A 19,616-nucleotide genomic window follows, 5' to 3' on the forward strand; every position below is an offset into this window, starting at 1 on the left:
TGACTAAATCCTGGGGTGTACTTTTCTTTGGCCCTGCTGGGCGATGCCCCGAACGCTGCGGCGGTCTCTAATGGATGACATCAAGCCACGTGGCACTGGCGGATACCTATGGAGGGGCTGAACCGATGACGCAGCACGCAGGATTCGAGGGACCGCCCGGCGCGGACGAGCCGGTCGGCGTCCCGTACCGGGCCCGCCGGCGCACCGCGCTGCGGATCATGGTGCCGGTGGCCGTCGCGGCCGTCGCCGCCACCGGCATCGCCGTGGTGCCGGCGCTGGCCAGCGACAGCGCCCCGGCGCTGCCGCAGGTGACGGCCGAGCAGCTGGTCACCAAGGTGCTCGATGGGGGCACCTCCCGGCCGGAGGCTGGGGGACAGACCCAGGCGCTCAGCGGCACCGTCCAGGTCAACACCGACCTGGGCGTCCCCGCCGAGCTGCTGGCGGTCGCGCAGCACGGCGGCGGCGCGGCGGGGGTGGCCGGCACGGCCGGTGCGGCCGGCGGCAGCGGGCAGGCCAAGACGCAGGGCGGCGCCGACCCGACCAGCCAGCTGTCCGCGCTGCTCGGCGGCAGCCACACGCTGCGGGTCGCGGCCGACGGCCCGGACAAGCAGCGGGTCGCCCTGGTGGAGGACCTGGCCGAGTACGACCTGATCCACAACGGCGACCAGGCCTGGGCCTGGGACAGCGGCAGCCAGCAGGCCCTGCACTACACCGGGCTGCGCCAGGGCCGGCCGGACGCTCCGGGGCAGCTGCCGGGTGACGTTCCCAGCACCCCGCAGCAGGCCGCCCAGCGGTTCCTCGCCGACAACGCGGCCAACTCCGACATCACGGTGGCCGGCACCGCCGGCGTGGCCGGGCGCAGCGCCTACCAGCTGAGCGTCAAGCCCAAGCAGTCCGGCTCGACGATCGGCGAGGTGAGGATCGCGATCGACTCGGCCACCGGCACCCCGCTGGCCGTGACCGCCACCGCCGCCGCGGGCGGCACCGTCTTCGACAGCCGGTTCTCGGACGTCTCGTTCGCCCACCCGGCCGCCTCCACCTGGCAGTTCACCCCGCCGAAGGGCGCCAAGGTGACCGAGCAGCCGGCCGGTGCGAAGCAGCGGGACGAGCGGAACAAGCCGGCCTCGAACGGCAAGGGCGACACCAAGGTGATCGGCCAGGACTGGACCACCGTGGTCTCGTTCCAGCTGCCGACCGGTACGGCGCAGGCGGCCGGCGGCACGGACCAGGGCCAGGGCAAGGGCAAGAGCCACAAGGGCTTCGGCGACCCGGCCGAGCTGGTCAAGTCGCTGGGCAAGCCGGTGGCCGGCGGCACGCTGATCAGCACCAAGGTGCTGAACGTGCTGGTCACCGATGACAACCGGGTCTACGCCGGTGCCGTCACGCTGCCGGTTCTGCAGGCTGCGGCCGGGGTGAAGTAGTGGCACAGTCTCCGAATCTGGAGACCGCGGTGCGGGGCCGGGGCGAGCACGCTCCGGCCCCGGTCGGCGGTGCACCGGTGATCCGCACCCAGGGGCTGACCAAGCGGTTCGGCCAGCAGCTCGCCGTGGACGGGCTGGACCTCACCGTGCCGCGCGGCAGCGTCTTCGGGTTCCTCGGGCCCAACGGCTCCGGCAAGACCACCACCATCCGGATGCTGATGGGCCTGATCGCGCCGAGCGCGGGGGTCGCCACGGTGCTCGGCGAGTCGATGCCGCAGTCGGCGGGCCGGGTGCTGCCCCGGGTCGGCGCGCTGATCGAGGGCCCGGCGCTCTACGGGTTCCTCACCGGGCGGGACAACCTGGTCCGGTTCGACGCCGCCGACCCCACCTCCGATCCGCGCACCCGGTCCGCCCGGGCCGCCGAGGCGCTGGAGCGGGTGGGCCTGTCGGCCGCCGCCGGCAAGAAGGCCCGGGCGTACTCGCTGGGCATGAAGCAGCGGCTCGGCCTGGCCTCGGCGCTGCTGCGGCCGCGCGAGCTTCTGGTGCTGGACGAGCCGACCAACGGCCTTGACCCGCAAGGCATGCGGGAGATCCGGGCGCTGATCCGCGAGGTCGCCGCCGAGGGCACCACCGTCTTCCTCTCCTCCCATCTGCTGGACGAGATCGAGCAGGTCTGCACCCATGCCGCCGTGATGTCCAAGGGCCGGCTGGTGGTGCAGGGCACGGTGGCCGAGCTGGCCGCCCGGGCGCAGGGACGGCTGGTGGTGCGGACCGCCGACACCGAGCAGGCGGCCGAGGTGCTGAAGGAGCACGGGGTGACGGCCGTTCAGGTGCTGGACGGGCAGGTCGAGGGCGACCCGAGCGGCGTCGCCTCGGTCGGCGCTCTGGATGAGTCGCTCCCCGAGCTTTGCGCGGCGCTGATCGCGGCCGGGGTGCGGGTGCGCGGCTTCGGGCTGGAGCGGGGCACCCTGGAGGACGCCTTCGTGGCGCTGACCGGAGAGGGATTCGATGTCGCTGGTTGAGGCTGGAGCTGCCGAGGCAGCTCCCCGGGTGGCCGCCGCTGCGGCCCGGGCGACGGTGTCCGGGTTCCTGGCCCTGTTCCGCAGCGAACTGCACCTGACCTTCCGCCGGGTGCGCACCATGGCGCTGCTCGGGGCGCTGGCCGCGGTGCCGGTGCTGATCGGCGTCGTCGTCAAGATCGAGACCGGCGGCATGCACGGCCGCGACGGCGGCCCGCCCTTCCTCGCCCAGGTCACCCAGAACGGGGTCTTCCTGACCTTCACCTCGCTGGCCGTCGCGCTGCCGATCTTCCTACCGATGACGGTGGGCGTGGTGGCCGGTGACGCGGTGGCCGGCGAGGCCACCTCCGGCACACTGCGCTACCTACTGGTGGCACCGGCCGGGCGGACCAGGCTGCTGGCCGCCAAGTTCACCGCCGCGCTGGCCTTCTGCGTGGCGGCCACCCTGGCGGTGGCGCTGACCGGGCTGATCACCGGCTCGATCCTGTTCCCGGTCGGCAAGGTGGCGCTGCTCTCCGGGGACACCATCTCGCTCGGCGAGTCGCTGCTGCGGCTGGTGCTGATCGCCGCCGTGGTGGCCGTCTCGCTCTCCGGGCTGGTGGCGATCGGGCTGTTCATCTCCACCCTGACCGGCAGCGGGATCGCCGCGATGGCCAGCACGGTGGGGCTGGTCGTGATCGTCCAAGTACTGGACACCTTCCAGCAGTTGGCCGCGATCCAGCCGTGGTTGTTCACGCACTACTGGCTGAGCTTCGCCGACCTGCTGCGGCAACCGATCTACTGGGACGGGGTGTTGCACAACCTCGGGCTGCAGGCGCTCTACGTGGCCGTCTTCGGAGCGGCAGCCTGGGCGCGGTTCGGCTCGCGGGACATCACGGCCTGAGGCGGGTTCCTCAGTCCTCGCTGCCGATGGGGCGCAGCCGCAGCCGCCACGGGGCGGTCGGCTCCCGCAGGTCGCAGACCAGCAGGCCGGGGCGGGGGACGACGAGGGTGGCCATCGCCTCGCCGGTCTCGTAGATCGAGCCGGGGAACCACTCCAGTCCCTTGGGCTGCTCGCAGGCGCACTCGTCGCCCGCCCAGCAGCCGCAGACGAACCGCAGGCCCCAGCCGCCGGAGTTGGCGTGCACGACCACCTCGACCGGGGTCTCGGGGCGGACGGCGAGGACCACGTCGCCCGTTCCCTCCCGCTCGTCCACCAGCTCCTCCAGGTCGGCCGGTCCGACCAGTTGGACCGACCACTCGGCCCGTCCGCCCAGCCCCTCGACCTTGAGGTGGGTGACGTCAGCGGTGAGCACGGTGCGCCGGCGGGCCGGACCGCCCTCGAAGCCCCAGGTGTCGAGGATGCTGTCGTGGGTGCGGATCCGGCTGCGGGTCCGGGTCATCGGAGTGATCGACAGCCGCTCGTCGGAACTGCGGGCGGTGGCTATCGCCATCGCCACCGCACCCGGCTCCGGCCACTCGATCGGGAACTCGTCGACCGTCTTGCCCTCGGTCACACCCGAGTAGTGGAACCGCTCGCCGCGGCGGGCCTGCGGCACCCCGGGGGCGGCGTCCACCGGCCCGGCGGGGGTGGGGCGAGGCGGGGCAGGCCGTCGTCGTCCGTCGGGGGCTGCGGGGACTGCGGGGTGTGCGGGAGGGCGTCCTCCGGCACCAGGACGGACTGGGCGGCGCGGCGCTGGTGCTCCAGGCCGGCCAGCTGCTGGTGCACCACGGCGAGCATGGTGTCGCGGCTGATCGGGGCGGCCTCGGTGGCCTTCGGCAGCGGCGCCGTCTTGGTCATGGTGACCGCGGGCGTCCTGCGCCCCGGGGCGGCCGGCGCCGGATGCCCGCGCAGCTCGGCGACCGCTGCCTCCAGTCGCCGCACCTGACGGCGCGCCAGCACTGCCGTGACCAGTCCGACCAGCCCCACCAGCAAAGCGACGAACGCCATCATGGCTCCCCCATTCGGAACGCTACCGTCCGGAGGGTACGCCCTCCCCGACCGACCGTTCACCCGCCCCCGCCCGCTGCGCGGCCACTGTCGGACGTGTCCGGCGCAGAGCGTCCCCGGAGAGCAGCATCAGGGCCACCCAGACCAGCGCGAAGCCCGTCCACTGAGCGGGCTGCATGGTCTCGTGGTCGTAGGCGATCCCGATCACGAACTGGAAGACGGGCGCCAGGTACTGCATCAGCCCGATGGTGGAGAGCGGCAGCCGGATCGCCGCGGCCCCGAAGCAGAGCAGCGGCACGGCAGTGATCGGCCCGGTGAGCATCAGCAGCGCGCTGTGGCCGGGGCCGTGGCCGAGCGTCGAGTGGCCGGTCAGCACCAGGTAGACCAGATAGCCGAGCGCGAACGGGAAGAGGAAGCCCGCCTCCAGCGCGAAGCTCTCCAAGGCGCCGAGCGCCACCTTCTTCTTCAGCAGCCCGTAGCTGCCGAAGCTCAGTGCCAGGACGAGCGCGATCCACGGCAGCCGTCCGTACCCCAGGGTGAGCACCACCACCGCCAGCACGCCGACCCCCACCGCGATCCACTGCGTCCGGCGCAGCCTCTCGCCGAGGAGCAGGACGCCGGCGGCTATCGTCACAAGGGGGTTGATGAAGTAGCCGAGGCTGGTCTCCACCACGTGCCCGGCGTTGACCGCCCAGATGTAGACGCCCCAGTTGACCGCGATCACCACGGCCGCCAGCGCGCTCAGCGCCAGCCGCCGGGGCTGCCTGAGCAGCGGGCGCAGCCACCCCCGGTGCCGGCGCACCGCCAGGATCGCCACCGCCGCGACCAGCGACCAGACCATCCGGTCAGCCAGGATCTCGGTGGCCGAACTGGGTTCCAGCAGCGGCCAGTAGAGCGGGAAGAGTCCCCACATGCCGTAGGCGGCGAAGCCGTACCAGAGTCCTCTGCCGGCCTCGCTCCGGCTGTTCTGCGGCATACCTCGGAACCTCCTCCAGCTGGCACACGATCGAGCCGACCGTAGCTGGCCGAGCAGGCCGATGTCATCTCCGTAACTCTATTTAGCTCCTGACTCTCACCAAGTGAGACGCCCGGCTCAGTCCATCGCGCCCGCCGACGGGTCGAACGGTTCCGACCGGTCCAGTCCGGCCAGCTTCTCCGGGTTCAGCTGCGCCCGCAGCCCGCAGACCACGCCGTCGCGGATGTCGAGGTTGACCGAGCCCCGCGCCACCCCGTCCGCGTCCCGCAGGAGCAGCCCCTCCTCGCCGTTGATCCACTCGAAGGTCCAGAGCACGCCCTCCATCTCGGGCTTGCGCAGCACCCCGAGCAGCCAGCGCGCCACATGATCCGGCCCGTACAGCGGCCGCCGCGCCGCCCGGACCACCCCGCCGCCGTCCGACCACGACGTCACCTCGGGCGCCAGCAGCTCCATCACCCGGGACGCCTCCCCCGTCAGGCACGCCGCCAGGAACCGCTCGGTCACCTCCCGGCGCTGCGCGGTGTCCGTCTCGAACCGCGGCCGCCGCGCCTCCACATGCGCCTTCGCCCGGTGCGCCGTCTGCCGGATCGCCGCCTCGCTCTTGCCCAGCGCCTCGGCGATCTCGCTGTTGGAGTAGCCGAACACCTCCCGCAGCACGAACACCGCGCGTTCCAGCGGACTGAGCGTCTCCAGCACCACCAGCATCGCGAGCGAGACCGACTCGGCCAACTCGGCGTGCTCGGCCACATCCGGAGTCGTCAGCAACGGCTCGGGCAGCCAGGGGCCGACGTACGCCTCGCGCCGCGCCCGCGCCGAAGTGAGCTTGTTCAGGGCGAGATTGGTGACCGCACGCACCAGGTACGCCCGCGGGTTCTGCACGGCGGCCTGGTCGACATCGGCCCACTTGAGCCAGGCGTCCTGCAGGATGTCCTCGGCATCGGCCACGCTGCCGAGCATCCGGTAGGCGGTGCCGAACAGCAGTCGGCGGTGCTGGAGGAACGGGTCGTCGAGCTCGGCATCGATCACCGCTTCAGGCTGCCAGTGCTCACGGGGCCGGGCAATCCGGGGAGCGGGCTCAGTCCTTGACGAGCCGTGAGTCGAACCCGGCGCTGCGGAGACGCTCGTAGGCGGCACGGACGTCGTCGGGAACGGGCTGCGCGATGGCGAACCCGCGCTTCGGGTACTCGACCACGCGCTGCAGCTCGCCCACCAGCATGTCGAGGACGTCCTTCTCGTCGCCGATCGCCCGCACGTACTCGCCCAACTCCCCTGGCGCCGAAGCACACACCACCTCGACGCCGGGCCACTGCCTGCGGCAGGTGGCAAAGGCGCGCCGCTCCACGGGCGGCGCGGTGATCAGCAGCACCGACCGCACCACGATGCCGGCCGAGGCCAGCACCGCCCGCGAAAGGCCGATGTTCTCACCGGTGTTGGTGGCATCCGGCTCCACCAGGATCGCGGACTCCGGCACCCCGAGCTCCAGGGCACGCTCGCGAAAGCGCACCGCCTCGCCGCGGGGCAAGCGCTCGGGGTTGACGCGGCTGCGGCCACCGCTGAACACCAGGACCGGAAACAGCCCCGGTGGTACAGCTCGGCGGCGCAGGCGGCCACCCCGAGGTCGTGGCCGCCGAGCCCGATCGCCGCGTCGCAGGGGCGGAGGGGGTGGTGCAGGTGGTGGTAGTCCCAGAGCGTCTGGGCGTCGTGGCGCTGGTCGTCGGTGATCACGACCTGATTGTCCGCCACTGTCCCATCCCTACCGACGGTTTCAGGCGCCCGTGGCCTGCCATTGCGATCCCGACGCTCGTGAGCATCGCTACCGTTGCCCTATGACGGATCTGCGCCGGGTTTCGGTGGACAAGGTTCTGGAGCGCGTCGAAACGGCATTGGGGACACGACTGGACCGAGAGGCGCTGGTGCGCAAGCGCCGCTCGGTGGGGGCTCGTACGGAACGCGGCTCATGGGTGCGCATCGAGCGACGGGGGCTCGACCGGATCGGGGTCCAGGGCGGTGACGGCACGCCCTCTGCTGAGGCCCTGCAAGGCATCGCGAAACCCGCGTGGCTAGCAGGCATCGCATGGCGGGATGAGACCGAGCCGGTGATGTGGCGCGCCGACGAAACGGCACTGCTGCTGTCCGCCCCGGTCGGATCCGCAGTTCTGGCCGAGACTCCGGACCTCATGCCCGCATGGTGGGCGGAGCTGAACGCTTCGCTCGACGCCCTCGCGGGGCAGCAGACGAATCGGATTGCCACGCCGGACACGGAGACGATCACCCAGGCGCTGGTGACTCAGACGATCCGTCAGGTGTTCCCGGATGTGGACACCGCAGTGAGCGAGTGGTGTCCGGCACACGCGGATCTGAACTGGGCGAACCTGACGGCTCCGGAGTTCTGCGTCTTCGACTGGGAGGACTGGGGCATGGCACCACGCGGCCTGGACTCGGCAACGTTGTGGGCAGCGTCGCTTGCCGTGCCGGCTCTGGCCGATCGCGTCCGCATCGAGCGGAGCGACGACTTCGCGAGCCGGGACGGCAAGTTGATGACGTTGTTTGTCGCAGCGAAGATCCTCGGACCGTACTCGCACCCAGAGGACCCGCGTCGGGAGGGTGCTCGCGCCGCGGCGGAGCAGGTGGCGAAGGAGCTTCAGGCAGCCTGACGCAGGAGCTGCCGGTATTCCCGCACCACGTCGGTGTCGATCTCGTGCGCGATGGCACCGAGCAACTCCCGTAGGTGCTCGGTGTCGTCGGTACTGACAGCCACCGCCTCCACCTTGGGAAGACTGAAGGCGACCCGGAACGCTGCCTGCACCGGCGTGGCGGTTGTGGCCTGTACGAATATCCTCGGGTCCACCGCGTTCCGAGTCACCTGCGGGGCGAAGCTGGGGTTGCCCGAATGGGTTGCCGCCGCCGACGGCGCGGCGCTGGCCACGGGCCACGCCAAGCAGCGCGCTCTTGTGATGCTGGACATCGCCGCCGGCCATCTCGCTGCCGGAAGGTTGGAAGCAGCGTTCGCCCTCACGTCCCGGGCGATGGACGCCGGGCTCCAGTACCGTTCTGGCCGGATCGTCGAACGGACCCGCGCGCTGCGGCGCTCACTCGTCACTTCCTCACCGCCGAAGGTCGTCAGGGACTTTGACGAGCGCCTGCGCGGGGTCTACCTCTAGGGAGAGACCAGATGCGCATAGGGATCACCGGACACCGGGGACTGTCAGCGTACGTCGAGCGCCAGGTCCGGCAGTTGCTTCACGAGGCTCTCCGCAATGAGGATCCGGCCGAGCTGACCGGCGTGTCGTGCATCGCCGACGGTCCGGACGCTTGGTTCGCCGAGGCTGTCCTTCGGTGCGGCGGACGGCTTGAGGTGGTGATCCCAGCCGAGGAGTACCGCGAGGGGTTGCCCGAGTGGCACCACCCGACCTACGACGAGTTGCTGCGGCGCGCGGCCGAGGTCCACCGCACCGGCATGGTGGCGTCCGACGAGGCCGCGCACATGACCGGCAGCGAGATCTTGGTGGGGCTCTCGGATCGACTGCTCGCCGTGTGGGACGGCCTACCGCCCCGGGGTTACGGGGGAACCGCAGACGTCGTGGCCTACGCAGAACGCGTCGGAGTGCCCGTGCAGGTGCTCTGGCCGTGTGGGGCAACCAGGTGATGACTTGCAGGGACGCGTGACTGAGCAGATGGTCAGCAAGAGCTTCACCAGTTGGGCGCACACCAAGGCCAAGGCACGTGCGATTCGCGAGGCTGCGGGGACTCAGCGGTCGGCGACTGAGGAGGCTTCGGCTCTTGAGCGCCTGCGAGTCGCGGCTGCACGTAGCAATGGCCCCCGGGCAGCGCCCGGGGGCCATTCATGAACCGTCAGGCGACCGTCCAGGTGTCGCTGCCCGTCAGCAGGGCGCCCAGGTCGCCCGGGCCCTTCTGCTCGGCGGCTGCCTCCAACTGGTCGGCCATCAGGGTGTCGTAGACCGGGCGGTCCACATTTCTGAAGATGCCGATGGGGGTTTGGTGGAGGGTGTCGTTGTCGGCGAGGCGGGAGAGGGCGAAGGCGGAGACCGGGCTGGGGGCGTGGGCGTCGTGGATCACGACGTCGGCGCGGTTGGCGTCGGTGAGGTCGCGGACTTCGAGTTCGCCGGTGGTGGGGTTGCGGAAAACGCCCTGGGTGCCGAAGACGACCGGCTCGCCGTGGGTGAGGCGGATCAGGGTGCGTTCGGCGCTGCTCGCGTCCTTGAGGACGTCGAAGGCGCCGTCGTTGAAGATGTTGCAGTTCTGGTAGATCTCGACGATGGCGGTGCCCTCGTGCTGGGCCGCTGCGCGCAGGACCGAGGTGAGGTGCGGGCGGTCGGAGTCGATGGTGCGGGCGACGAAGGTGGCTTCGGCACCCAGGGCCAGCGAGACCGGATTGAACGGCGCGTCCAGGGAGCCCATCGGGGTGGACTTGGTGATCTTGCCCAGCTCGGAGGTGGGCGAGTACTGGCCCTTGGTCAGGCCGTAGATCCGGTTGTTGAAGAGCAGGATCTTGAGGTTGACGTTGCGGCGCAGCGCGTGGATCAGATGGTTGCCGCCGATGGAGAGCGCGTCCCCGTCACCCGTGACCACCCACACCGAGAGGTCCCGGCGCGACGTCGCAAGGCCGGTGGCGATCGCCGGGGCGCGCCCGTGGATCGAGTGCACCCCGTAGGTGTTCATGTAGTACGGGAACCGGGAGGAGCACCCGATGCCCGAGATGAACACCGTGTTCTCGCGCCGGATCCCCAGCTCCGGCATGAAGGACTGGACCGCGTTGAGGATCACGTAGTCCCCGCAGCCGGGGCACCAGCGCACCTCCTGGTCGGTCTTGAAGTCCTTGGCCGTCTGCGGTGCGTCCGCCTTGGGGACCAGGTGGAGGGCAGGGAAGTCGCTCATCGGGTCTCTCCGTCCAGGGTGCCGATCGCCGCCCACAGCACGTCCGCCAACTGCGCCGCCTTGAACGGCAGTCCGCGCACCTGGTTGTAGGACTGGGCGTCCACCAGGTACTTGGCGCGCAGCAGCAGGGCGAGTTGGCCGAGGTTCATCTCGGGGACGATGACCTTGTCGTACCCGCGGAGCACCGAACCCAGGTTGGCCGGGAAGGGGTTGAGGTTGCGCAGGTGCACCTGGGCGATCTCGCCGCCGTCGGCGCGGACCCGGCGCACCGCCGCGGTGATGGGGCCGTAGGTGGAGCCCCAGCCGATCACCAGGACCCGGGCGGTCCCGGAGGGGTCGTCAACCTCCACCGGCGGCACGGCGATTCCGTCGATCTTCGCCTGCCGGGTGCGGACCATCAGGTCGTGGTTGGCCGGGTCGTAGGAGATGTTGCCGGTGCCGTCCTGCTTCTCGATCCCGCCGATCCGGTGCTCGAGGCCCGCCGTGCCGGGCACCGCCCACGGCCGGGCCAGCGTCTCGGGGTCGCGCTTGTACGGATGGAACGCCCCGCCCTCCGCATTGGGCTCGCTCGCGAAGTCGGGTGAGATAAGCGGCAGTTCGTCGACCGCCGGGATCCGCCACGGCTCCGAGCCGTTGGCCAGGTAGCCGTCGGACAGCAGCATCACCGGCGTGCGGTAGGTGACCGCGATCCGTGCCGCCTCCAGGGCGGCACCGAAGCACTCCGCGGGCGTGGCCGGCGCCACGATCGGCACCGGCGCCTCGCCGTTGCGCCCGAACATGGCCTGCAGCAGGTCGGCCTGCTCGGTCTTGGTCGGCAGCCCGGTGGACGGACCACCGCGTTGGATGTCGACGACCAGCAGCGGGAGTTCGAGCGAGACCGCCAGCCCGATGGTCTCCGACTTCAGCGCCACACCCGGCCCGGACGTCGTGGTGACCCCCAGCGAGCCCCCGAACGCGGCGCCCAGCGCGGCGCCGATGCCCGCGATCTCGTCCTCCGCCTGGAAGGTCCGCACGCCGAAGTTCTTGTGCTTGCTGAGCTCGTGCAGGATGTCGGAGGCCGGGGTGATGGGGTACGAGCCGAGGAACAGCGGCAGCCCGGAGCGCTGCGAGGCCGCGATCAGGCCGTAGGAGAGCGCCAAGTTGCCGGAGATGTTGCGGTAGGTGCCGGCGGGGAGCTTGGCCGGCGGCACCTCGTAGGAGACCGCGAAGTCCTCGGTGGTCTCACCGAAGTTCCAACCCGCCCGGAACGCCTTGATGTTGGCCTCGGCGATGGCCGGCTTCTTGGCGAACTTGCTGCGCAGGAACCTCTCGGTGCCCTCGGTGGGCCGGTGGTACATCCAGGACAGCAGCCCGAGGGCGAACATGTTCTTGGCCCGCCCCGCGTCCTTGCGCTGCAGCCCGCTGTCCTTCAGCGCCTCCAGCGTGAGCGTGGTCAGCGGGACCTTGTGCAGGTGGTAGCCGGAGAGCGAGCCGTCGCCCAGCGGGTCGGCCGCGTAACCGACCTTGGCCAGCGCGCGCTTGGTGAACTCGTCGGTGTCGACGATGATCTCGGCGCCGCGCGGCAGATCCGCCAGATTCGCCTTCAGCGCGGCCGGGTTCATCGCGACCAGCACATTGGGCGCGTCACCCGGGGTGAGGATGTCATGATCGGCGAAGTGCAGTTGGAAGCTGGACACCCCGGGCAGGGTGCCCTGCGGAGCGCGGATCTCGGCCGGGAAGTTCGGCAGGGTGGACAGGTCGTTGCCGAACGCGGCCGTCTCCGAGGTGAACCTGTCCCCGGTCAGCTGCATCCCGTCACCCGAGTCCCCCGCGAACCGGATGATCACCCTGTCCACCCGGCGGATCGGCTTGCCCCGCCGGGACGGCCCGTCCGGTGCCGAGCGCTCCGCAGCCCGGTCGGCGCCACCAGGGTCGCCGCCTGCCGCCTCTACCTGATCGACCTCGCTGGTCACTGCCGCGGACCTCCCTCAGGGGCACCAGCTGCGGGCGCAAGCCGTGTGCCCCGTCCGCCTGGTGCACTGATCGCATCCTATGCGGGTCGAGATTTCCTCGGCGGTAAGTAGAGCAATCAGATGCGTGCGGCTATTTCCTCGCCGGTGGACAGTACGAACTCGATCGATCAGAAGTTCACATCAGGAGTTCACGTAGGTGAGCACCGCGAGCACCCGGCGGTGGTCCTCCGGGCTCTGGCTCAGGCCGAGCTTGGCGAAGATGTTGGAGACGTGCTTCTCCACCGCGCCGTCGGAGACCACCAGCTGCTTGGCGATCGCGGCGTTGGTGCGGCCCTCGGCCATCAGCGCGAGCACCTCGCGCTCGCGCGGGGTCATCCCGGCCAGCACGTCACCCCGGCGGCTGCGGCTGAACAGCTGCTGCACCACGTCCGGGTCCAGCGCGGTGCCGCCCTCGGCCACCCGGCGCACCGCGTCCACGAACTCGCGGACCTCGGCCACCCGGTCCTTCAGCAGATAGCCGACGCCCCGGGTGGAGGAGGCCAGCAACTCGGCGGCGTACTGCTGCTCGACGTGCTGGGAGAGCACCAGCACCCCGAGCGCGGGGAAGCGCTTGCGCAGCTCCACGCAGGCGCGCACGCCCTCGTCGGTGTGGGTGGGCGGCATCCGGACGTCGGCGACCACCACGTCCGGCAGGCCGTCGCCGGCGGCCAGCTCGGCCACCACCGCCAGCAGCGCCTCACCGTCGCCGACTCCGGCCACCACCTCCAGGCCGCGGTCGGTGAGCAGCCGGGTCAGGCCCTCCCGGAGCAGGACCGAGTCCTCGGCGATGACGACGCGCAGCATCTGGTTCCCCCAAGCGAGTGGCACTGCCCCGAGTGGGTGGCAGTGGGTCACATCGTACGGATCGCCACCGCGTCGCAGAGCCCCTGCAGCGCCGCCTTGGCGGGGCAGTCCGGCAGCGGGTCGAGCAGCGCGCGGGCCTCCTCGGCGTACCGCAGGGTCTCCCGTCGGGCGTGCTCCAGCGCCGGGTGGCGGCGCAGCAGGCGCAGCGCCTCGGCGTGCCGCTGATCGTCGGTCAGGTCGAGCTGGAGCAGCTCGCGCAGCCGGGCGTCCTCGGGGTCGCTCTGGTCCAGCGGCATGGAGTCCAGCAGCAGCACCGGCAGGGTCGGCACGCCCTCGCGCAGGTCGGTGCCGGGGGTCTTGCCGGACTCGTGGCCGTCGCTGGCGATGTCCAGCACGTCGTCGGCGAGCTGGAAGGCCAGGCCCATCTTCTCGCCGTACTCGGTGAGCAGCTCCACCATCCACGGCTCGGCCCCGGCCATCATCGCGCCGAACCGGCCGGAGACGGCCATCAGCGCGCCGGTCTTGCCGGCGATCACGTCGAGGTAGTGCCCCAGCGGGTCGCTGCCGGGCTGCGGGCCCGCGGTCTCCAGGATCTGACCGGTGACCAGCCGCTCGAAGGCGTCGGCCTGGATCCGGACGGCCTCGGGGCCGAGGTCGGCCAGCACCTGGGAGGCCCGGGAGAACAGGAAGTCGCCGGTGAGGATGGCCACCGAGTTGTCCCAGCGGGCGTTGGCGCTGGGCGCGCCGCGGCGCACCGGGGCCTCGTCCATCACGTCGTCGTGGTACAGGGTGGCGAGGTGGGTCAGCTCCACCACCACGGCGGCCGGCACCACGCCCGGCGCGCTCGGGTTGCCGAACTGGGCGGCGAGCATGACCAGCAGCGGGCGGAACCTCTTGCCGCCGGCCTCGATCAGATGGCTCGCGGTGACGGTGATGAACGAGATGTCGCTCTTGACGGCCTCGGCGAGGGCGGCCTCCACCGCCTCCATCCCGGCCCGGACGTCACGGGTCAGATCGCGGTCCTCCACGCCGAGCCCGAAGAGTCCTCCTACGACGGTCACGAAGACCACTCCTGTCGCCGGTCGATCATGCGGTCCGGTCCCTGTTGCGGCCGCTGCCATCACCAGCAGCGTATCGGGTCACGAATGGATCACTGTACGGGCGTGCGGGTAAGGAGGGGAACGCGCCGCCGGGCCCGGGGCCGAATGCCCCGGACCCGGCTGTTCACGGCTCGTTCAGCGGACGAACACACGGTCCGTCGGCCCGCCGCGACGCCGCCGCCCGTTCAGCGGACGAACGTCGACGCCTTGGACGCCAGATCCAGGAAGTACTGCGGCGCGAGGCCGAGCACCAGGGTGGCGGCCACCGCGACCGAGATCACCGTTGCCGTCGCGGTGCTCGGGATCACCACGGCGGGCCCGTTCGGCTGCGGGTCGGAGAAGAACATCAGCACGATCACCCGGATGTAGAAGAACGCGGCCACCGCCGAGCTCAGCACACCCACGATCACCAGCGGGGTGGCCCCGCCCGCCGCCGCGGCCTGGAACACCGCGAACTTCCCGGTGAAGCCCGCCGTCAGCGGGATCCCGGCGAAGGAGAGCAGGAAGAGCGCGAAGACCGCGGCCAGCAGCGGCGAGCGCCGCCCCAGCCCGGCCCAGCTGGACAGGTGGGTCGCCTCGCCCCGCGAGTCGCGCACCAGGGTGACCGCCGCGAACGCGCCGAGGGTGACCAGGGAGTAGGCCAGCAGGTAGAAGAGGACCGCGCCGACGCCCTGCCGGTTGGTGGCGATCACGCCGGTCAGCAGGAACCCGGCGTGGGCGATCGAGGAGTAGGCGAGCAGCCGCTTCACGTCCTGCTGGGTGACCGCCAGGACGGCGCCGGCCACCATGGTCAGGATCGCGACGCCCCACATCACCGGGCGCCAGTCCCACCGCAGTCCGGGGAAGGCCACGTAGAAGATCCGCAGCAGCGCGCCGAACGCGGCGACCTTGGTGGCCGCGGCCATGAAGCCGGTGACCGGGGTCGGGGCGCCCTGGTAGACGTCCGGCGTCCAGGCGTGGAACGGCACCGCGCCGACCTTGAACAGCAGGCCGACCGCCAGCATCGCCAGCCCGATCAGCAGGAGCGCGTCGCTCTGGGTGGTGATCGCCAGCGCCGGGGTGACCGGTGCGGTCCCGGAGATCGCGTCGGCGATCTCCGGCAGCCGGAAGCTGCCCGAGTAGCCGTACAGCAACGCGCTGCCGAACAGGAAGAACGCCGAGGAGAAGGAGCCCAGCAGGAAGTACTTGACCGCCGCCTCCTGGGAGAGCAGCCGGCGGCGCCGGGCCAGCGCGCAGAGCAGGTAGAGCGGGAGGGAGAAGACCTCCAGCGCCACGAACATGGTCAGCAGGTCGTTGGCGGCCGGGAAGAGCAGCATGCCGCCGACCGCGAACAGGGTGAGCGGGTAGACCTCGGTGGCGGCGAAGCCCGCCTTGGTGGCCAGTTGCTCCTGCTCGCCGCCGGGGGTGGCGGCGGCCTGGGCGGTGAACGGGTCCTGCGGCACGCCCTCGATCTTCGGGTCGAGGCCGCGCTCGGCGTAGGTGAGCACGGCGAGCACCGCCGCCAGGATGATCACGCCCTGCAGGAACAGCGCGGGCCCGTCCAGCGCCACCGAACCCATCGCCAGCAGCCCGCTCTTGGTGGTGCCGTAGCCCTGGATCGCCAGCACCAGCACGGCGACGAAGGCGCCCGCCAGGCCGAGCAGCGCCACGCCCACCTGCGCCTGGTAGCGCAGCCGCCGGGGAAGGAACGCCTCCAGCAGGATGCCCACCACGGCGGTGCCGAAGACGACCAGCATCGGGGAGAGCTGGCCGTACTCGATCTGCGGCGCCGGAATGCTGGGGGTGTTGCCGCTTGCGGCCAGAGTCATGAGGCTCACTTGGTCACACCTCCAGGGGTGGCGGCCATCGGGTGGGCCGGAGCCGGGTCGGTCCGGTGGACCTGGGTGAGGGTGTCGGCGACCGCCGGGTTCACCAGGTCGGTGAGCGGCTTGGGGTAGACCCCGAGCGCGATGGTCAGCGCGATCAGCGGTGCGGCGACCAGGAGTTCACGCGCCTTCAGGTCCGGCATGCCGCTGACGCCCGCCTTGACCGGGCCGGTCATGGTGCGCTGGTAGAGCACCAGCACGTAGAGCGCGGCGAGCACGATGCCCAGGGTGGCGATGATGCCGAGCGCCGGGTAGCGGGTGAAGGTGCCGACCAGCACCAGGAACTCGCTGACGAACGGGGCGAGTCCGGGCAGCGAGAGGGTGGCCAGGCCGCCGATCAGGAAGGTGCCGGCCAGCACCGGGGCCACCTTCTGCACCCCGCCGTAGTCGGCGATCAGCCGGGAGCCGCGCCGCGAGATCAGGAAGCCCGCGATCAGCATCAGCAGCGCCGTGGAGATCCCGTGGTTGACCATGTAGAGGGTGGCGCCGCTCTGGCCCTGAGTGGTCATCGCGAAGATGCCCATGATGATGAAGCCGAAGTGGGAGATCGAGGCGTAGGCGACCAGCCGCTTGATGTCCTTCTGGCCCACCGCGAGCAGTGCGCCGTAGATGATGCCGATCACCGCCAGCACCAGGATCGCGGGGGCGAAGAACTTCGAGGCGTTCGGGAACAGGCCCAGGCAGAACCGCAGCATCGCGAAGGTGCCGACCTTGTCGACCACCGCGGTGATCAGCACGGCGGTTCCGGCGGTGGACTCGCCCATCGCGTTCGGCAGCCAGGTGTGCAGCGGCCAGAGCGGGGCCTTCACCGCGAACGCGAAGAAGAAGCCGAGGAAGAGCGCCTTCTCCGCGCTGGAGTCGATCACCAGCTTGCCGTCGGCGATCGACTTGGTGAGCGCCTGAAGGTCGAAGGTGCCCTGGTTCTGGTTGCGGGCGATGACGTAGAGGCCGATCACCGCGGCCAGCATCACCAGGCCGCCGAGCAGGTTGTAGAGCAGGAACTTGACGGCTGCGTAGGAGCGCTGCCGGGCCTGCTCGGGCCCGCCGGCCCGGTCGCCGAAGCCGCCGATCAGGAAGTACATCGGAATCAGCATGGCTTCGAAGAAGACGTAGAACAGGAAGATGTCAGTGGCCAGGAAGGAGACCAGCACCATCGCCTCGACGGCCAGGATCAGCGCGAAGAAGCCCTGGGTGCGCCTGCGCCCCTCAAAAGTGTTGCCGTCGAACGTTCCGTCGGGTGACGGAGCCGGGTCCGCGTCGTGCCAGGAGGCCAGCATCACCAGCGGCACCAGCACCGCGGTGAGCAGCACCAGCGCCGCGCCGATCCCGTCCACGCCGAACGAGAAGTCGATCCCGAAGGTCCGGATCCAGCTGTAGGACTCGGTGAGTTGGTAGCGCGGGCCGCCCGGGTGGAACCTGGCGGCGATGACGGCGGCCAGCACCAGGGTGGCGGCCGAGAAACCGAGTGCCGTCATCCTGCTGGTCCGCCGCCGGGCCTCGCTGGTCCCGGCCGGCAGCGCGGCGGTGACGATCGCCCCGGCGGCCGGGACGGCGCAGGTGGCGGTGAGCAGAACACTCATGCGGCCACCTCGCTTCGCTCGGCGGGCGCAGAGCGCAACACGCACCTTTTGATGATGACCTCTCCCCCAGCCTCCGGCCGGGGGGACCCCCAACGCTCGCTCATGCCAGAGCCTCCTGACGCGCAGTCAATTTCTTCATACCGACCTCATCAGGAGAGTCGTGGCGACCAGCACCAGCGTGCCGCCGAACATGGAGAGGGCGTAGGAGCGGACGTAGCCGTTCTGCACCCGGCGCACCCGGCTGGACAGGCCCCCGATGGTGGCGGACACCCCGTTGACCGCTCCGTCCACGCCCTTGGCGTCGAAGTAGACCAGCGCGGCGGTGAGCGCCGAGCCGGGCCGGACCAGCAGGGCGTGGTTGATCTCGTCCTGCAGCAGGTCGCGGCGGGCGGCCCGGGTGAGCACCGAGCCGACCGGCGGGGTGACCGGCACCGCGCTGCGCCCGTACACCAGGTAGGAGGCGCCGACGCCGGCCACCATGCAGGCGGCGGTGATCAGGGTGACCGTGATCGACGACAGCGGGGAGTTGCCCTCGCTGTGCCCGGTGACCGGGGTCAGCCAGTTGACGAAGGCGTCGTTGATGCTGAACAGCCCGCCGGCCAGCACCGAGCCGACGGCCAGCACGATCATCGGCAGCGTCATGATCTTCGGCGACTCGTGCGGGTGCGGCAACTCGCCGTTCTCGTCGGGCTGCCAGCGCTGCTTGCCGAAGAAGGTCATCAGCATCACGCGGGTCATGTAGAACGCGGTGACCGCGGCGCCGACCAGGGTGACCGTGCCGAGGATCCAGCCCTCGGTGCCGCCCTGGGAGAAGGCCGCCTCGATGATCTTGTCCTTGGAGAAGAAGCCGGAGAGTCCGGGGAAGCCGATGATCGCCAGGTAGCCGAGGCCGAAGGTGACGAAGGTGATCGGCAGGTACTTGCGCAGCCCGCCGTAGTGACGCATGTTCACCTCGTCGTTCATGCCGTGCATCACCGAACCGGCGCCGAGGAACAGCCCGGCCTTGAAGAAGCCGTGGGTGACCAGGTGCATGATGGCGAAGACGTAGCCGATCGGGCCGAGCCCGGCGGCCAGCACCATGTAGCCGATCTGCGACATGGTCGAGCCGGCCAGCGCCTTCTTGATGTCGTCCTTGGCGCACCCGACGATCGCACCGTAGAGCAGCGTGACCGCGCCGACGCAGACCACCGCGAGGCGGGCGTCCGGCGCCCGGTTGAAGATGGCGCTGGAGCGGGTGATCAGGTAGACGCCGGCGGTCACCATGGTGGCCGCGTGGATCAGCGCGGAGACCGGGGTCGGGCCCTCCATGGCGTCCCCGAGCCAGCTCTGCAGTGGCACCTGGGCCGACTTGCCGCAGGCCGCCAGCAGGAGCAGCAGGCCGATCGCGGTGAGCCCGCCCCGGCTCTCCTGCGGGGCGGCGGCGAAGACCTGGCTGAAGGAGAAGCTGCCGAACTGAGTGAACATCAGCATGATCGCGATGGAGAGTCCGACATCGCCGACCCGGTTGACGATGAACGCCTTCTTGGCCGCGGTGGCCGCGCTCACCTTGTGCTGCCAGAAGCCGATCAGCAGGTACGAGGCGAGCCCGACGCCCTCCCAACCGACGTACAGCAGCAGGTAGTTGTCGGCCAGCACGAGCAGCAGCATGGCCGCCAGGAAGAGGTTGAGGTACCCGAAGAAGCGCCGCCGCCGCTCGTCATGGGCCATGTAGCCCACCGAGTAGAGGTGGATCAGGGTGCCGACCCCGGTGATCAGCAGCACGAAGGTGATGGACAGCTGGTCCAGTTGGAAGGCGGCGTCGGCCTGGAAGCTGCCCACCGAGATCCAGCTGAACACCTTGACGTCGACGGCCCGTTGACTGACGGGCCGGCCGAGCATGTCGAAGAAGAGGACCAGCCCGAAGACGAAGGAGACGGCGGAGGCCAGCAGGCCGAGCCAGTGGCCGGACCGGTCGAGCCGGCGGCCGCCGAGCAGCAGCAGGGCAGCACCGGCCAGCGGCGCTGCGATCAGCAGCGGGATGAGTGAGTTCACCTG

The 19,616-nt window shown here is 70.7% G+C and carries 17 protein-coding genes and 1 pseudogene; 6 read left to right on the forward strand and 12 right to left on the reverse strand.

The window, feature by feature from the left end:
* The first annotated feature begins 125 nt into the window (after positions 1–125).
* The 3 genes from E6W39_RS17965 to E6W39_RS17975 are packed head-to-tail and all read left to right on the forward strand — an operon-like array spanning position 126 to position 3,323.
* A complete protein-coding gene (locus E6W39_RS17965; RefSeq protein WP_228718203.1) occupies positions 126–1,421 on the forward strand; it encodes a LolA family protein in 1,296 nt (431 codons plus the stop codon).
* Between the two features lie 17 nt (positions 1,422–1,438).
* Positions 1,439–2,443: an ABC transporter ATP-binding protein gene (locus E6W39_RS17970; RefSeq protein ID WP_407658620.1), complete on the forward strand. Its 1,005-nt coding sequence runs from the start codon at positions 1,439–1,441 to the stop codon at positions 2,441–2,443.
* Positions 2,430–3,323, forward strand: a complete 894-nt coding sequence (locus E6W39_RS17975) for an ABC transporter permease (RefSeq protein WP_141634381.1) — start codon at positions 2,430–2,432, stop codon at positions 3,321–3,323. Before E6W39_RS17970 ends, E6W39_RS17975 begins: the two co-directional genes overlap by 14 nt.
* A 10-nt stretch (positions 3,324–3,333) precedes the next feature.
* Here E6W39_RS17975 and E6W39_RS17980 read toward each other — a convergent pair whose 3' ends face one another.
* The 5 genes and pseudogenes from E6W39_RS17980 to E6W39_RS18000 all read right to left on the reverse strand — a co-directional run bounded on the left by E6W39_RS17980 (position 3,334) and on the right by E6W39_RS18000 (position 7,089).
* A complete protein-coding gene (locus E6W39_RS17980) occupies positions 3,334–3,996 on the reverse strand; it encodes a hypothetical protein (RefSeq protein WP_141634382.1) in 663 nt (220 codons plus the stop codon).
* Positions 3,933–4,370, reverse strand: a complete 438-nt coding sequence (locus E6W39_RS17985) for a hypothetical protein (RefSeq protein ID WP_220140228.1) — start codon at positions 4,368–4,370, stop codon at positions 3,933–3,935. Before E6W39_RS17985 ends, E6W39_RS17980 begins: the two co-directional genes overlap by 64 nt.
* 22 nt (positions 4,371–4,392) lie before the next feature.
* The gene (gene rarD / locus E6W39_RS17990; RefSeq protein WP_141634384.1) at positions 4,393–5,346 is read right to left on the reverse strand and encodes an EamA family transporter RarD; all 954 of its coding nucleotides are present in this window, start codon (positions 5,344–5,346) and stop codon (positions 4,393–4,395) included.
* Positions 5,347–5,463: 117 nt separating this feature from the next.
* On the reverse strand, positions 5,464–6,372 hold the full coding sequence (locus E6W39_RS17995; RefSeq protein WP_141634385.1) for an RNA polymerase sigma-70 factor: 909 nt from the start codon (positions 6,370–6,372) through the stop codon (positions 5,464–5,466).
* A 49-nt stretch (positions 6,373–6,421) separates the two neighbouring features.
* A pseudogene (locus E6W39_RS18000) lies at positions 6,422–7,089 on the reverse strand (YdcF family protein).
* A gap of 83 nt (positions 7,090–7,172) precedes the next feature.
* Here E6W39_RS18000 and E6W39_RS18005 point away from each other — a divergent pair.
* The 3 genes from E6W39_RS18005 to E6W39_RS18015 all read left to right on the forward strand — a co-directional run bounded on the left by E6W39_RS18005 (position 7,173) and on the right by E6W39_RS18015 (position 8,992).
* A complete protein-coding gene (locus E6W39_RS18005; RefSeq protein ID WP_181799316.1) occupies positions 7,173–8,000 on the forward strand; it encodes a hypothetical protein in 828 nt (275 codons plus the stop codon).
* Positions 8,001–8,156: 156 nt separating this feature from the next.
* Positions 8,157–8,507 carry a hypothetical protein gene (locus E6W39_RS18010; RefSeq protein WP_228718204.1) on the forward strand — a complete coding sequence of 117 codons (351 nt, stop codon included), beginning with the start codon at positions 8,157–8,159 and terminating at the stop codon, positions 8,505–8,507.
* 11 nt (positions 8,508–8,518) lie between these two features.
* On the forward strand, positions 8,519–8,992 hold the full coding sequence (locus tag E6W39_RS18015) for a hypothetical protein (RefSeq protein ID WP_181799317.1): 474 nt from the start codon (positions 8,519–8,521) through the stop codon (positions 8,990–8,992).
* Positions 8,993–9,198: 206 nt separating this feature from the next.
* On the opposite strand, the gene E6W39_RS18020 is transcribed toward E6W39_RS18015, so the two are convergent.
* The 7 genes from E6W39_RS18020 to nuoL all read right to left on the reverse strand — a co-directional run bounded on the left by E6W39_RS18020 (position 9,199) and on the right by nuoL (position 19,613).
* Positions 9,199–10,242, reverse strand: coding sequence for a 2-oxoacid:ferredoxin oxidoreductase subunit beta (locus tag E6W39_RS18020; RefSeq protein WP_141634386.1), 1,044 nt, complete (start codon positions 10,240–10,242; stop codon positions 9,199–9,201).
* Positions 10,239–12,086: a 2-oxoacid:acceptor oxidoreductase subunit alpha gene (locus E6W39_RS18025; protein ID WP_228718684.1), complete on the reverse strand. Its 1,848-nt coding sequence runs from the start codon at positions 12,084–12,086 to the stop codon at positions 10,239–10,241. The genes E6W39_RS18020 and E6W39_RS18025 overlap by 4 nt, the downstream gene beginning before the upstream one ends.
* Before the next feature lie 288 nt (positions 12,087–12,374).
* The gene (locus tag E6W39_RS18030) at positions 12,375–13,037 is read right to left on the reverse strand and encodes a response regulator transcription factor (RefSeq protein WP_141634388.1); all 663 of its coding nucleotides are present in this window, start codon (positions 13,035–13,037) and stop codon (positions 12,375–12,377) included.
* Positions 13,038–13,084: 47 nt separating this feature from the next.
* The gene (locus E6W39_RS18035) at positions 13,085–14,098 is read right to left on the reverse strand and encodes a polyprenyl synthetase family protein (protein ID WP_141634389.1); all 1,014 of its coding nucleotides are present in this window, start codon (positions 14,096–14,098) and stop codon (positions 13,085–13,087) included.
* Positions 14,099–14,322: 224 nt separating this feature from the next.
* Positions 14,323–15,945 (reverse strand): NADH-quinone oxidoreductase subunit NuoN, encoded by a 1,623-nt coding sequence (gene nuoN, locus E6W39_RS18040; protein WP_141637811.1) that lies wholly within the window; start codon positions 15,943–15,945, stop codon positions 14,323–14,325.
* A gap of 5 nt (positions 15,946–15,950) precedes the next feature.
* Positions 15,951–17,582: an NADH-quinone oxidoreductase subunit M gene (locus E6W39_RS18045; RefSeq protein WP_141634390.1), complete on the reverse strand. Its 1,632-nt coding sequence runs from the start codon at positions 17,580–17,582 to the stop codon at positions 15,951–15,953.
* A gap of 135 nt (positions 17,583–17,717) precedes the next feature.
* Positions 17,718–19,613: an NADH-quinone oxidoreductase subunit L gene (gene nuoL / locus E6W39_RS18050; protein WP_141634391.1), complete on the reverse strand. Its 1,896-nt coding sequence runs from the start codon at positions 19,611–19,613 to the stop codon at positions 17,718–17,720.
* Positions 19,614–19,616: the final 3 nt, after the last annotated feature.

Origin of the sequence: Kitasatospora acidiphila (assembly GCF_006636205.1) — a bacterium.
In the GTDB taxonomy this organism is placed as follows: Bacteria; Actinomycetota; Actinomycetes; order Streptomycetales; family Streptomycetaceae; genus Kitasatospora; species Kitasatospora acidiphila.

What these genes read in the sequence shown, in the direction of transcription:
- E6W39_RS17965 (WP_228718203.1), top strand. Translation starts at nt 126, where the DNA reads ATGACGCAGCACGCAGGATTCGAGGGACCGCCCGGCGCGGACGAGCCG.
- E6W39_RS17975 (WP_141634381.1), top strand. Translation starts at nt 2,430, where the DNA reads ATGTCGCTGGTTGAGGCTGGAGCTGCCGAGGCAGCTCCCCGGGTGGCC.
- E6W39_RS17985 (WP_220140228.1), bottom strand. Translation starts at nt 4,370, where the DNA reads ATGGCGTTCGTCGCTTTGCTGGTGGGGCTGGTCGGACTGGTCACGGCA.
- rarD (WP_141634384.1), bottom strand. Translation starts at nt 5,346, where the DNA reads ATGCCGCAGAACAGCCGGAGCGAGGCCGGCAGAGGACTCTGGTACGGC.
- E6W39_RS18005 (WP_181799316.1), top strand. Translation starts at nt 7,173, where the DNA reads ATGACGGATCTGCGCCGGGTTTCGGTGGACAAGGTTCTGGAGCGCGTC.
- E6W39_RS18015 (WP_181799317.1), top strand. Translation starts at nt 8,519, where the DNA reads ATGCGCATAGGGATCACCGGACACCGGGGACTGTCAGCGTACGTCGAG.
- E6W39_RS18020 (WP_141634386.1), bottom strand. Translation starts at nt 10,242, where the DNA reads ATGAGCGACTTCCCTGCCCTCCACCTGGTCCCCAAGGCGGACGCACCG.
- E6W39_RS18030 (WP_141634388.1), bottom strand. Translation starts at nt 13,037, where the DNA reads ATGCTGCGCGTCGTCATCGCCGAGGACTCGGTCCTGCTCCGGGAGGGC.
- nuoN (WP_141637811.1), bottom strand. Translation starts at nt 15,945, where the DNA reads ATGACTCTGGCCGCAAGCGGCAACACCCCCAGCATTCCGGCGCCGCAG.
- E6W39_RS18045 (WP_141634390.1), bottom strand. Translation starts at nt 17,582, where the DNA reads ATGAGTGTTCTGCTCACCGCCACCTGCGCCGTCCCGGCCGCCGGGGCG.